The sequence below is a fragment of the Pseudomonas sp. GYB4201 genome, assembly GCF_056312595.1.
This window is the reverse complement of record NZ_JBWGIG010000007.1, coordinates 201,262-214,215: the sequence shown is the minus strand read 5'-3', so window position 1 is coordinate 214,215 and position 12,954 is coordinate 201,262. Positions and strand designations below refer to the sequence as shown.

13 protein-coding genes are annotated in these 12,954 nt (G+C 67.2%); 7 read left to right on the top strand and 6 right to left on the bottom strand.

Annotation, left to right across the window (positions count from 1 at the left end; translation table 11 throughout):
- Positions 1-34: 34 nt before the first annotated feature.
- Both AC0Z2B_RS09210 and surE read left to right on the top strand, forming a co-directional pair.
- Complete coding sequence (locus tag AC0Z2B_RS09210; RefSeq protein ID WP_476296187.1) at positions 35-412, top strand: VOC family protein; 378 nt, start codon at positions 35-37, stop codon at positions 410-412.
- A 23-nt stretch (positions 413-435) separates the two neighbouring features.
- Positions 436-1,200 (top strand): 5'/3'-nucleotidase SurE, encoded by a 765-nt coding sequence (gene surE / locus AC0Z2B_RS09205; protein WP_476296185.1) that lies wholly within the window; start codon positions 436-438, stop codon positions 1,198-1,200.
- Between the two features lie 97 nt (positions 1,201-1,297).
- Here the strand turns inward: surE and AC0Z2B_RS09200 are convergent, their stop codons facing one another.
- The 4 genes from AC0Z2B_RS09200 to AC0Z2B_RS09185 all read right to left on the bottom strand — a co-directional run bounded on the left by AC0Z2B_RS09200 (position 1,298) and on the right by AC0Z2B_RS09185 (position 6,518).
- Positions 1,298-3,295 carry a peptidase U32 family protein gene (locus AC0Z2B_RS09200; RefSeq protein WP_476296183.1) on the bottom strand — a complete coding sequence of 666 codons (1,998 nt, stop codon included), beginning with the start codon at positions 3,293-3,295 and terminating at the stop codon, positions 1,298-1,300.
- A gap of 156 nt (positions 3,296-3,451) precedes the next feature.
- Entirely contained in the window at positions 3,452-3,820 is a 369-nt protein-coding gene (locus AC0Z2B_RS09195; protein ID WP_475503216.1) for a RidA family protein, read from the bottom strand.
- A gap of 57 nt (positions 3,821-3,877) precedes the next feature.
- Complete coding sequence (locus AC0Z2B_RS09190) at positions 3,878-5,068, bottom strand: MFS transporter (RefSeq protein WP_476296180.1); 1,191 nt, start codon at positions 5,066-5,068, stop codon at positions 3,878-3,880.
- A 211-nt stretch (positions 5,069-5,279) separates the two neighbouring features.
- Entirely contained in the window at positions 5,280-6,518 is a 1,239-nt protein-coding gene (locus AC0Z2B_RS09185) for a multidrug effflux MFS transporter (RefSeq protein WP_476296178.1), read from the bottom strand.
- A gap of 187 nt (positions 6,519-6,705) precedes the next feature.
- On the opposite strand from AC0Z2B_RS09185, the gene AC0Z2B_RS09180 reads away from it, so the two are divergent.
- Positions 6,706-7,452: an EcsC family protein gene (locus tag AC0Z2B_RS09180; protein WP_476296176.1), complete on the top strand. Its 747-nt coding sequence runs from the start codon at positions 6,706-6,708 to the stop codon at positions 7,450-7,452.
- 3 nt (positions 7,453-7,455) lie between these two features.
- Here AC0Z2B_RS09180 and AC0Z2B_RS09175 read toward each other — a convergent pair whose 3' ends face one another.
- A complete protein-coding gene (locus tag AC0Z2B_RS09175) occupies positions 7,456-8,253 on the bottom strand; it encodes a helix-turn-helix transcriptional regulator (protein WP_476296174.1) in 798 nt (265 codons plus the stop codon).
- 96 nt (positions 8,254-8,349) lie between these two features.
- On the opposite strand from AC0Z2B_RS09175, the gene AC0Z2B_RS09170 reads away from it, so the two are divergent.
- Positions 8,350-9,330, top strand: a complete 981-nt coding sequence (locus tag AC0Z2B_RS09170; protein WP_476296173.1) for a threonine dehydratase — start codon at positions 8,350-8,352, stop codon at positions 9,328-9,330.
- A gap of 25 nt (positions 9,331-9,355) precedes the next feature.
- Here AC0Z2B_RS09170 and AC0Z2B_RS09165 read toward each other — a convergent pair whose 3' ends face one another.
- Positions 9,356-10,531, bottom strand: coding sequence for an MFS transporter (locus AC0Z2B_RS09165; protein ID WP_476296171.1), 1,176 nt, complete (start codon positions 10,529-10,531; stop codon positions 9,356-9,358).
- Between the two features lie 110 nt (positions 10,532-10,641).
- On the opposite strand from AC0Z2B_RS09165, the gene AC0Z2B_RS09160 reads away from it, so the two are divergent.
- Genes AC0Z2B_RS09160 through AC0Z2B_RS09150 form a run of 3 tightly spaced genes read left to right on the top strand, consistent with a single transcriptional unit; the run spans position 10,642 to position 12,916 of the window.
- The gene (locus AC0Z2B_RS09160; RefSeq protein ID WP_476296169.1) at positions 10,642-11,577 is read left to right on the top strand and encodes a LysR family transcriptional regulator; all 936 of its coding nucleotides are present in this window, start codon (positions 10,642-10,644) and stop codon (positions 11,575-11,577) included.
- A gap of 35 nt (positions 11,578-11,612) precedes the next feature.
- On the top strand, positions 11,613-12,026 hold the full coding sequence (locus AC0Z2B_RS09155; protein ID WP_476296167.1) for a response regulator: 414 nt from the start codon (positions 11,613-11,615) through the stop codon (positions 12,024-12,026).
- Positions 12,026-12,916, top strand: coding sequence for a DNA-3-methyladenine glycosylase family protein (locus tag AC0Z2B_RS09150; RefSeq protein WP_476296165.1), 891 nt, complete (start codon positions 12,026-12,028; stop codon positions 12,914-12,916). The genes AC0Z2B_RS09155 and AC0Z2B_RS09150 overlap by 1 nt, the downstream gene beginning before the upstream one ends.
- Positions 12,917-12,954 lie beyond the last annotated feature (38 nt).

The window sequence follows — 12,954 nt, the reverse complement described above, 5'->3', positions numbered from 1 at the left end:
ATCATCAGGGGCCAACCGCCTTGGAGCTTCGCTGATGATCGACCACCTCGACCACCTGGTCCTCACCACCATCGACCTGGACGCCTGCAAGGACTTCTACACCCGCGTGCTCGGCATGCGCCTGGAAACCTTCGGCCAGGGCCGCCTGGCCTTCGTGTTTGGCCAGCAGAAGATCAACGTGCACGTGCGCGGCCACGAGTTCGAGCCCAAGGCGCACCTGCCAGTGCCGGGCGCGCTGGACCTGTGCTTCATTGCCAGCACGCCCCTGGAGCAGGTGATCGAACACCTGCACGCCCAGCAGTGGCCTATCCTCGAAGGGCCGGTGATGCGCACCGGCGCCGCCGGGCCGATCCGCTCGGTGTATGTGCGTGACCCGGACCTGAACCTGATCGAGATTTCGCAACCGGCCTGACCGCCTTTCACCTGGAGATGCACATGGACCCGTACACCCCCTTGTTCGACCGCGTTCTGCTGACCAACGATGACGGCATCACCGCCCCTGGCCTGGCCGCGCTGGAAGTCATTGCCACGAAACTGGCCCGCGAGGTCTGGGTGGTGGCACCGGCCCACGACCAGAGTGGCGTGTCCCATGCCATCAGCATTCACCACCCGCTGCGCGTGGAAACCCTGGGCGAGCGGCGCTTTGCCGTGCAGGGCACGCCGGGCGATTGCGTGGTGCTGGCGTTGCAGCACCTGATGCCGCACAAGCCGACGTTGATTCTGTCCGGGGTCAACCGCGGCGCCAATCTGGGGGTGGAAACGGCGTTTTCCGGCACGGTAGGCGCGGCGATGGCGGGCATGTTGCTGGGTGTTCCGTCGATTGCCCTGAGCCAGGCGTTTACCAAAGGCCAACCGGTGAAGTGGGCTACCGCCGAGGCGCTGGGGGTGGATGTGCTGGCGCGCGTGGCGCAGGCGGACTGGGCGGCGGGCAGTTGCCTGAACATCAATTTCCCCGACGTGGAACCGGCGGCCTGCAAGGGCACGCAGTACACGTCCCAGGGCACGGGCAGGCTGAACGGTATTCAGGTGACGGGGCAGCAAGACCCGCGCAACGTCGAGTATTTCTGGTTGAACATGTCGCGCACGGAGAGCTTCGACGAAGAGGGCACCGAGACTCACGGTGTGTTCAATGGCTATGTAACCGTGACGCCGTTGACCTTCGAGCGCACGGCCCAGGCAGTCCTGGACTGCCTGAAATAATGTGGGAGCGGGCTCTGCCCGCGAAAAGAACACTGCGGTATGTCAGGCAATACGCGGTGCATTTTTCGCGGGCAGAGCCCGCTCCCACGGCAGCCGATCAATGCGGCGCGCGCGGAATGGTCTTCAGCAGGTCTTCCGGGGTGATGTGCCCCACAACGCTCTTGTTGCTCCCTGGCGGTGCCAGGTCGAGGATGTGGCCCTTCATCTTGCCGATGACGTGCATCTCGCACGGCTTGCAGTCGAACTTCAGGGTCAGCACTTCATCGCCGTGAATCAGCTGCATCGGCGCGACCTTGGTGCGCACGCCCGTCACGCCTTTCGCCTGCTTGGGGCACAGGTTGAAGGAGAAGCGCAGGCAGTGCTTGGTGATCATCACCGGCACTTCGCCCGGTTCCTCGTGGGCCTCGTAGGCGGCGTCGATCAGCTTCACGCCGTGACGGTGGTAGAAGTCGCGGGCCTTCTGGTTGTAGACGTTGGCCAGGAACGACAGGTGCGAATCGGGGTACACCGGCGCCGGCACGGTCTCGGCCTTGCGGCCACCGCGTGGGTGGGCGGCGACGCGCGCTTCGGTCAGGGCATCGATCACTTCGCGGCGCAGGGCCTTGAGCTGCGAGTTGGGAATGAAGTACGCCTGCGGTGCGTCCAGCTTGATGTCGGTGGCGTGGTACTGGGTGGTGCCCAGTTGGCCCAGCAGGTCATGCAGCTGGTCCAGCGCCTGCTCGGGCTTGTTGGCTGCGCCGAACGGGCCGTCCAGGCTGACGCTGGCGCTGATGCCTTCCTCGCTGGTGACGGTCAGTTGCAGACGGTCTTCGCGCAGTTGCGCCTTCCAGTTCACGCCAATGCGGCGTTCGGCGGAGGTCTTCTGCAGGGCCTGTTGCCAGTTGTGGTCCAGGTTGCGGTTGAGCGGGTGGTTGGGGCGCGCCTTGTACAGGTCGGCCGGCATCTCGTTGGGCTCGACGCGGTAGCGGTAGCGCTTCTCGCCGTCTTCCTCGAACTCGCCTTTGGGCTCGGCGATGTTGGCGCGGAAACCCACCACTTCGCGCTTGATCTGCACGTTGAGGCCGTCACCGTTGGTCAACGGCTCATGGGTGACCACCTGCAGGTCGCGCTTGCCGACCTTTTCCACCACGCCCACGGCCAGGCCGGTGAAGGTAGGGGTGTCGAAGGCGCCGATGTCCACCTTGCGGTCGGTGACGAAATAGTCGGTGCTGCCGCGGTGGAAGGTCTTGTCCGGGTCGGGCACGAAGAAGTGCGCGGTGCGGCCGCTGGAGGCGCGGGCCAGGTCCGGGCGGCCTTCGAGGATGTCGTCCAGGCGCTGGCGGTAGTAGGCGGTGATGTTCTTCACATAGCCCATGTCCTTGTAGCGGCCTTCGATCTTGAACGAGCGCACGCCGGCTTCCACCAGGGCGCGCAGGTTGGCGCTCTGGTTGTTGTCTTTCATCGACAGCAGGTGCTTCTCGAACGCCACCACGCGGCCCTGGTCGTCTTTCAGGGTGTAGGGCAGGCGGCAAGCCTGGGAGCAGTCGCCACGGTTGGCGCTGCGGCCGTTCTGCGCGTGGCTGATGTTGCACTGGCCGGAGAAGGCCACGCACAGGGCGCCGTGGATGAAGAACTCGATGGCAGCATCGGTTTCATCGGCGATGGCGCGGATCTCCTGCAGGTTCAGCTCGCGGGCCAGCACCAGCTGGGAGAAGCCGGCCTGGTCGAGGAACTTGGCCCGGGCCAGGGTGCGGATGTCGGTCTGGGTACTGGCGTGCAGCTCGATGGGCGGAATGTCCAGCTCCATCACCCCCAGGTCCTGGACGATCAGCGCGTCGACGCCGGCATCGTACAGCTGGTGGATCAGTTTGCGCGCCGGTTCCAGCTCGTCATCGTGCAGGATGGTGTTGATGGTGGTGAACACGCGGGCGTGGTAACGGCGGGCGAATTCCACCAGGCGGGCGATATCGGCCACCTCGTTGGAAGCGTTGTGGCGCGCGCCGAAGCTTGGGCCGCCGATGTAGATGGCGTCGGCGCCATGCAGGATGGCCTCGCGCGCGATCTCTACGTCGCGGGCAGGGCTCAGCAATTCCAGGTGATGCTTGGGTAGGGACATGTTTTTTTAGTCAGGCTTTTGCACGGTCAAGGCGGGCATTGTAGCGGTGAAATAGAAGCAGTGGCAGTTTTCCCGTAGCAGCTGCCGCCAGGCGGCGTCCGCTGGCGGCGCTGAATTTAGCGTGCGGGACGCGGTCTGCGGCCGCTGCTACGGAATTTATGCCTTGGCGGCCATGGCGGTGACTTCCACGCGCATGCCTTCCACCGCCAGCGACGCCACGCCCACCGCGGCGCGCACCGGCCAGGGCTTGGCGAAGAAGCGCTGGTACACCTCGTTGAACGCGGCGCGGTCGGCCATGTCGGTGAGGTAGATGGTCAGGTGCATCACCCGGTCCATGGAGCTGCCGGCGCGCTCAAGGGCCACTTTCAGCGCCTGCAGGGTGCATTCGCTCTGGGCGGTGATGCTGCCCAGCTCCAGGCTGCCGTCGGCGCGGGTGGGGATCTGGGTGGAGACCAGGATGCCGTTGAAGCTGGCAACGTCGGACGAGATGGAGTCCGCGTCCGGGTCAGGAAGGAAAGTCAGCATGTGCACCTCGGGGGTCAGCTTTATGAAAGGCGGGCACCATACCGCCAACCCGGCGCTTCAGCCAACCTTCTCGGCCAGCGAGCCGCCCAGCACGTACAACGCGCCGCCCACCACCAGGAACGCCGCAAGCACGTAGAACATCGCCGCCGGCGCCAGCCAGGCCAGGGCCAGGCCGCACACCACCGGGCCCAGGGCGCCGCCCAGGTTGGAGAGGTTCTGCGCCGCGTAGTACATGCCGCGCAGGTGCGTGGGGGCAATGCGGTCGATGAACATGTATTCGGCCGGGAACACGATGATCTCGCCCAGGGTGAAGATGAACATCGCCAGCGCCCAGGCCGTCAGGCTGTGGGCCACGGAAAAGCCCACCAGGCCGGCCAGGAACAGTGCCAGGCCGACGATCAGCCAGGGCGTCAGGCGCCGCGCGTCGATGTGCTTGCCCACCGCGTACTGCAGGCCGATGACCACGCTGGCGTTCACCGCCAGCACGGTGCTGATTACCGCGTACACCTGCTGCGGGTCGCTGGTCAGCACCAGGTACTGCGACAGGTAGGCAGTGAACTGGCCGAACACCACCGCGCTGAGGATGCCGCCGACGGTGAAGCACACCAGGCGCCGGTCCTTGAGCAGCACCTGGCCCACGCGCATGAAGGAAAAGCCTTCGCTGGCCGCCTCGGGCCCACTCAAGTGGCGGTCACCGTACAGCGCGTACAGCCCCAGGAACACCACGCCCAGCAGCGCCGAGAGCATGAACGGCAACTGCAGGCTGACGCCCGCCAGCCCCGCGCCCATGAACGGGCCCACGGCGTAGGCGATGTTGATCAGGGTGTAGCGCAGGGAAAACACCCGGGCCTGCTCGTGGTCGGGCAGCAGCCGGCCGAAGCTGGCCTTGGCCACCACGTCGATCACCGAATAGGCGAAGTTGAAGGCCACCAGGAACAGGAAGAACACCGCCAGGCTGGAGGTCAGGCACATGCCCACGAAGCCGGCGACGAAACAGCCGGTGAAGCCGAGTATCAGCCGGTAGGGGCTGAGCCGGTCGGTGAGGTAGCCGCCATACAGGCTCAGCACCGAGCCCGCCACCAGCGCGCCGCCAATCACCGCGCCCACGGTGGACACGTCCAAACCGTAGTGCGACGTCAGATAGATGACCAGATAGGGCAGGGTGATGGCCCGGCCCAGTGTCAGCAGGAAGGCGCTGGCCAGCAGCAGGTTGACGGCGAGCGGGTAGTGCCGAAGGGTGGCGAGCATGGGGCGTCCAAACAAATGCCTGAACCACCGATCGTAGCAGCTGCCGCCAGGCTGCGTCACGGCCCCCCGCCCATGTAGCAGCGGCCACAGGCCGCGTCACAGGTTCTACACGTGAATCAGCGCCACCGAGAAAAACAGCACCAAAATGGCAGCAAGGGTCAGGTGAACATTCATGGCGGCGTCGTCCGTTGGCAAATGGAATGCAGGCAGCTTATGAAGGTTCGCGCTCAAGGGGTAATTGATCAGGCAGATTTGGACTATCAACCTGATTGATAGCCCCGTAGCCTGCGGCATAGCACAACAGCGCCAGCACCGAACAACCGAGCATCACCCCGGCCATGGCGTGAGCCGAATGGCCGTCGTACAGCAAGCCCACCAGGAAGCCCGAGGCCGCGCCCCCGGCCATCTGCATCGCCCGCAGCAACGCGGCGCCGGAGCCGGCCACCTGGTGCAGGTCTTCCAGCGAGGCGTGAGTGGCGTTGGGCATCACCAGCCCGGTGCACACATTACTCAGCACCACCAGGGCCGCCAGTGGCAGCATCGGCGCGCTGGCGAACGCGCTGCACAGCACCAGCCCCAGGCTGCAGCCCAGGCTGGCCAGCAGGCTCAGGCCAATGATGCGCGCCTCGCCCCAGCCGCTGCGAATCAGCCGCCCGTTCAGCCACGAACCGCCCAGGGTGCCCAGCGCGGTCACTGCGAACAGCACGGCAAAGCCCTGGCTGCTCAGGCCCAGGGCGTCCATGAACACCAGCGGCGAGGCGGTGATGTAGGCGAACAGGCCAGCGAAGTTCAGCGCCAGGATCAGCGCACATACCACGAAGCGGCGGTTGCGCAGCACCTGGCGGTAAGTGGCAATCAGCGGCTGGGCGCTGCGCTTGGCCGGTGGGTGGGATTCGCGCAGCGACAGCCTGGCGCTGGCCAGCAACGCGACGCCAGCCAGCGCCAGGGTCGCGTAAATGCTGCGCCAGCTGCCCAGGCTGAGGATGCCGGCGCCCAGCAGCGGGGCCAGCAGCGGCGCAACGTTGTTGATGGCCACCAGCGCGCTCTGCAGCGAGCGGCCCTGGGTGCCGGTGAAGGCATCACGGACGATGGCGATGGGCATGGCCGCCGCCGCACCCGCCGCTGCGCCTTGCAGCAGACGGCTGGCCAGCAGCACGGGCATGTTCGGGGCCAGTGCGCAGGCAAGGCCGGCCAGGGCGAACACGGCCAGCCCGGCAAACAGGATCGGCCGCCGGCCCAGGCGGTCCGACAGCGGCCCGAACAGCAGCGGGCCGAGCACAAAGCCGAGGATGAACAGGGTGATGGTCTGCGCCGCTGCGGCGGAGTCGCTGTGCAACGCGCTGCCCACCTGGCTGATGGCTGGCAGCGCCATGTCGGTGGACAACGGCGGCAGGGCAGTGCAGGCGCCCAGCAGCAGGATGTAGCGCCAGGGGGCGTGGGATGTGCTCATCGCAGGGTCTCGTTGGGCCAATCCCTGATCCTAGCGAACGCGCAGGCCGAGGCAAAATGAAACCTGTAGCGGCTTGCGCAGCTCTGCGCCGGGCCTTGTGTACACTGGGGGTAATCAGCGCCGCCTAGGGCCAGCGCAGCCTGGCGGCAGCGGCTACGGTGCCTGCAACTTCGAGATGAGTACTGCCATGAACCTTGCCCCCGAAGACCTCGCCCAACTGCAAGTGGCGAAGAACCTGCTGGAGAACCCCGGTTTCGTCGCCAAGGTCACCCGCATCATCGGCATGCCGGTGGAGGCGGCGCTGCGGCACCTGCCGGGCAGTGTCACCCGGCAAATCGCCACGGTGACCCGCTCGGCGCTGGTCAAGGCGCTGGACGCCGCGGTGTTCACCCTCAAGGACGTGCCGGGCGAGAAGTCCTCCAACTTGTGGCACAAGGCGGGCATCGCTGTCAGCGGCGGGGTGGGCGGTTTCTTCGGCTTCGCCGGGCTCAGCGTCGAGCTGCCGCTGTCGACCTCGATCATGCTGCGCTCCATCGCCGACATCGCCCGCAGCCACGGCGAACGCATCGACAGCGAAGAGGCCAAGCAGGCCTGCCTGGCGGTGTTCGCGCTGGGCGGCCGCTCGGCCAGCGATGACGAGTCGGAAACCGGCTACTACCCCGTGCGCGCGGCGCTGGCGAAGTCGTTGAGCGATGGTTCGATCATCAAGCTGATCAGCGCCATTGCCGAGCGCTTCAGCGTCAACGTCGGCGAAAAGGCCGCGGCCCAGGCCATTCCGGCGCTTGGCGCGGTGGGCGGCTCGCTGATCAACCTGGCGTTCATCGACCACTTCCAGGACATGGCCCGCGGGCACTTCATGGTACGCCAGCTGGAGCGGCGCTACGGCCATGACGCGGTGCAGCAAGCCTACCAGGCCTTGCCGCGCCAGGGCTGAGGCTCACCCGCGCAGCGCACTCGGGCTCACGCCCAGGCGCTGCTTGAACGCCGTGGCCAGGTGCGCCTGGGAGGCGAAGCCACAAGCCAAGGCGATATCGGCGAGCCGTGCGCGACGGTCACGCAGCAGCTCGCGGGCCCGTGCCAGGCGGCGGTCGATCAGGTAACTGTGGGGGCTCTGGCCGGTGGCCTGCTTGAACGCACGGAGGAAATAACCTTCCGACAGCCCCAGCAGCGTGGCCATGGCCTGCACGCTCAAAGGCCCGTCGAGGCCGGCGTCGATGAATTCATCCAGCTGGCCCAGGCGCCGGGAGGTCATGGCGTCGCCGTGGGCCGTAGGCAGCGCCTCACCGGCTGCGCGCGCCGCCAGGGCCAGCGCCCAGGCTTCCCACTCATCAGTGGGCGAGGCCTGCAGCAGCGCCCGGCGCATGCCCAGGGCCAGCGCCGTGGCCTGGCGGTCGTTGCGGTTGTTGAACGGCTGCGCGCCGGCCAGCGGCAGGCCGTCGGTGCGCACCACGCGCAGGTATTCGCCGCCGCGCGCCGAGGTGGAATACACGTCGCAGCCAGCCGGCACGAACGCCAGGCCGTTGGGCGTGGCCAGGAAGGGGCGCACCCGGTCGCTGCCGATGGCGTGCACGCCGCGCTGGCTGTCGAAGGCGAAGCCGATTGCCGATTGGCTGGCGACATAGCGCGCGTCATAGGCATTGGCCGGCAGCAATTCGATCGCCCACGGCCCGGCTTCGGCGCGGCGGACCGGTTCGTTGGCAGGGGACGGGCGTAATGGCTGGGTCATGCCGGTCATCCTACGCAAACTGCGGCCAAAAGGTCAGGTCAGTTTTTTGAAAGCCTGTGCGCGGCCCTGCCCTCTACAGTGGGGGAAACCCAGGAGGACTGCCCCATGCTCACGCTGACCCGCCACGATATCGAAGCCGCCGCCCGCCAGGTCTACCCGGTGATGCCCGCCACCGCCCAGTACGCCTGGCCGCTGCTGGCCCAGCGGCTGGGTTGCGAGGTGTGGGTGAAGCACGAGAACCACACGCCCACCGGCGCCTTCAAGGTGCGCGGCGGCATCACCTTCATGCACTGGCTCAAGCAGGCCCATCCCGACACCGCCGGCATCGTCACCGCCACCCGCGGCAACCACGGCCAGAGCCTGGCGCTGGCGGCCCGCGCGGCCGGGCTGCGGGCGCTGATCGTGGTGCCGTTCGGCAATTCGCTGGAGAAGAACAGCGCCATGCGTGCCTTCGGTGGCGAGGTGGTGGAATACGGCCGCGACTTCGACGAGGCCCGCGAGGAAGCGGCGCGCCTGGCCCAGCGCGAGGGCCTGTTCCTGGTGCCGCCGTTCCACGGCGAACTGGTGAAGGGCGTGGCCACCTACGCCCTGGAGCTGTTCAACGCAGTGCCGGACCTGCACACCCTGTATGTGCCGGTGGGCTGCGGTTCGGGCATCTGCGCGGTCATCGCCGCCCGTGATGCGCTGGGGTTGAACACCCGGGTGGTGGGCGTGGTGGCCAGCGAAGCGGCGGCGGCCAAGCGCTCCTTCGACAGCGGCACCGTCCAGGAGACGGCCAGCGCCAACACCTTCGCCGACGGCCTGGCCGTGCGCAAGCCGATCGCCGAGGCGTTCGCGATGTACGCGGCGGGTGCCGAGCGCTTCGTCGCCGTCACCGAGCAACAGCTCGCCGACGCCGTGAACGTCTACTACACCGACACCCACAACCTCGCCGAAGGCGCCGGCGCCGCTGCCCTGGCGGCGCTGATGCAGGAGCACGAGGCGATGCAAGGCAAGCGCGTGGCAGTGATCCTCTCCGGCGGCAACATAGACAGATCAGTCTATATAAACCTCGTAGCAGCTGCCGAAGGCGGCGTCCCGCGCTAGACCTGACGCGGCCTTACGGCCGCTGCTACAAACGTGCGGCGGCAGGAAAGCCTTGGTGCCGCGCGCCCCAAACCACGCCAAACGTCGCCAGCAGCAACACCAGCACCGCACCGGGAAACGCCCCGGCGCCATAGCCGTCCAGCAACAGCCCACCGACGATGCCGCCGCCCGCAATGGCCGCGTTCCACGCCGTCACCAGCATGGACTGCGCGACATCGGTGGCGGCGCCCGCGGTTTTCGCCAGGGCAGTCTGGAACAGCGTGGCCGCGCCGCCGAAGCCCAGGCCCCAGATGGCCACGGCGGCGTACACCGCCAACGGTTGGCTGCCGGCCAGCCCCAACAGCAGGGCCGCACCGGCGAACAGCGCGGTGCTGGCCAGGGTCAACGGACGCAGGTGCTGGTCGATCAGCACACCCACGCCCCAGATGCCCGCCACCGAGGCCAGGCCGAACACCAGCAGCACGCTGTCGGTGCGCGCTTGCAGGTGTGCCAGTTGCAGAAACGGCGCGATGTAGGTGTAGAGAATATTGTGGGCCAGTACGAACGCCAGCACGACCACCAGTACAGGCCGCACACCGGGCATTTTCACGACGTCGCGCAAGGCGAAACGCTTGCCCGCCGGCGTGCCGGCGAAATCCGGCACGCGCAGGCGCACCCAGGCCATCAGCAGCAGCGTCAGCACGCTGATCAAGCCAAAGCACAGGCGCCAGCCCAGCAGGTTGCCCAACCAGGTACCCAGGGGCACCCCCAGGGACAACGCCACCGGCGCGCCGGCCATGGCCACGGCAATCGCTCGGCCTTGCTGGTGCGCTGGCACCAACCGCGCCGCATAGCCGGCCAGCAGCGCCCACAACAACCCCGCCGAGACACCCGCCAGCAGGCGTGCCACCAGGCTCAGTGGGTAACTGGCGGACACGGCCGTAATGGTGTTGGCCACGGCGAACCCGGCGATCGCCGCCAACAGCAGCGGCCGGCGGCGCAGCCCTTGGGTCGCCGCGGTCAGCGGGATCGCCGCCACCAACGAGCCCATGGCATACACAGTGATCATTTGCCCCGCCCAGGTTGGCGGGATTTGCATCCCGGCGGCGATCTGCGGCAGCAGGCCGGCCGGCAGGGCTTCGGTGACGATGGTGATGAAACCGGCCATCGCCATGGCCAAGAGCGCCGCCAGCGGCAGTTTTTCAGGGGGAGTGGAGGGCATGGGTGAGCGTCCTGTATGAAGAGAGGCCCACGATAGAAAGTCCAGGACTGTGGAAAAAGTAGGGTAAGGTTCCGGTTTGCACGGACACAAACGTCCGCAATGGGAGCGCGATGGACAGCCTGAACAGTTTCGCGGTGTTTGTGCAGGTCGCCGAAACCCGCAGCTTCGTGGCGGCGGGCCGGCTGCTGGGGGTGTCGGCCTCGGCGGTGGGCAAGACGGTGGTGCGCCTGGAGGAAAAGCTGGCGGTACGGCTGTTCCACCGCAGCACCCGCAGCGTCACCCTGACGCCCGAAGGGGCGATGTTCCTGGAGCGCAGCCGGCGCATCCTCGCCGAAATCGAGGCCGCGCAGTTGGAACTCTCCCAAGCCGCCGCCGCGCCCCGCGGCCGTCTGCGCGTCAGCCTGCCCCTGGTCAGCCCGCTGATGCTGCCGGTGCTCGGCGATTTCATGGCGCAGTATCCGGCCATCGAGCTGGACCTGGACTTCACCGACCGCCTGGTCGACGTGATCGAGGACGGCTTCGATGCCGTGATCCGTACCGGTGAGCCCGCCGACTCACGGCTTTCAGCGCGCAGGCTGGGAACGTTCCGCCTGCTGCTGGTAGCGTCCCCTGACTACCTGGCACGCCATGGCACCCCCCAAGCGCCAGCTGACCTGCAAGGGCACACCTGTCTGCATTACCGCTCCACCACCAGCGGCAAACTGGAGACCTGGGCACTGCGCGATGCCGAGCAGCTGCAGTTGCCGGTGTCGATGATCTGCAACAACATCGAGACCCGCGTGTGCTTTGCCCTGCGCGGCCTTGGCATCGCCTACCTGCCCGAGTTCGCCATCCGCGACGCCTTGGCCGCCGGTAGCCTGCGCCCGATTCTGGTTGACCATGTGCAGCAGACCAACGTCTTCCACGTACTGTGGCCGGCCAGCAAACACCCGTCGCCCAAAGTGCGGGCGCTGGTGGATTACCTCAGTGAACACGTGGCATTGACGGTGGGTGAGCCGTCGGCCCACTGGCCTTCGGCTACCATCGACCGCTACTCTCAACTTTGAAACACTCGGGGTTTGAAGGGGAAGAAGAGCACGCCGTGAATATCCAATGGAAAGGGCTGCGGCCGATCCAGGGCGAGGTGGTCGTTGTCGAGGATGACCCCACCTTGCGGCAGTTGATGGTGGACATCGTCGTCGAACTGGGGGCTTCCTGCATTGCCTTCGACAACGCCGAGGACGCCTTGGTGCACATGCTCCGCCCCGTGGCGAACTGTCGGCTGGTGATTGCCGATCACGGCGTGCCTGGCAGCATCAAGGGCATGGAGCTCGCTGCCATGGTGCAGCAGAAATGGCCGGGCACCGGCTTTGTGTTGACCTCGGGCTATTTGCTCGACGTCTCCGGCTTGCCGCCGCCGTTGGTCTACCTGCTCAAGCCCTGGTCCATCGATGCGCTGGTAAGGGCCATCGCCCGGACCTTGCAGCCAGGCGTTGCCATTCACAAGGTAAATTGATGCTGATGCACCCTGCCGATGAGCTGGAACTGCCCTTTACGCCACCCTTCGACTGGGCGCGCATGCTGCGCTTCTTTGGCGGCCGCTCCACCGGTGGCGTCGAGACCGTGGACGGCGACCGTTATATCCGCACCCTGCATTGGCAAGGCGCGCCAGGGCTGCTCACGGTGCGCAAGGACCCCACGCGCCCCTGCCTGATCGCCAGGGTGGAAGGCGAGGCCAGCCGTTTCCTGGCGGACATGGCGCCCAGGTTCGGCCACCTGTTCGACCTGCACACCAACCCGCAGCACCTGCGCGAGGCGTTCGACCGCGACCCCTGGCTGCGCCGCCTGGTCGCCCAGGCGCCGGGCCTGCGTATTCCCGGGGCCTGGTCGGGTTTTGAACTGGTGGTGCGCACCATCGTTGGCCAGCAGGTCAGCGTCAAGGCGGCCACCACCATCGTCGGGCGCCTGGTGCAGCGCGCCGGTGCGCCGGCCCAGGCGCCGTTCCACCCCGACACGGCCTGGTTATTCCCCACGCCGGCGGCCCTGGCGGACGCCAACCTGGAGAAGATCGGCATGCCCGGCAAGCGCGTGGAGACCCTGCAGGCGTTTGCCCGGGCGGTGGCGGAGGGAAGGCTGGATATCGATGCGGCGACGCCGGACATTCCGGCCTTGCGCAAGGGCCTGCTGGCCATGAAGGGCATTGGCCCGTGGACGGTGGAGTACGTGGCCATGCGCGCCTGGCGCGACGCCGATGCCTGGCCCGGCACGGACCTGGTGCTGATGCAGGCCATCGCCCGCCGCGAAGCGCCGCTTGACACCGAGACCTGGCGGCCATGGCGGGCCTACGCGGCGATGCACCTGTGGAACGAGATCGCCGATAGCGCCGGCATGGCCAAGGGTGGGTAGCACGTCCCCTGTAGCAGCGGCCGCCAGGCCGCGTCCGA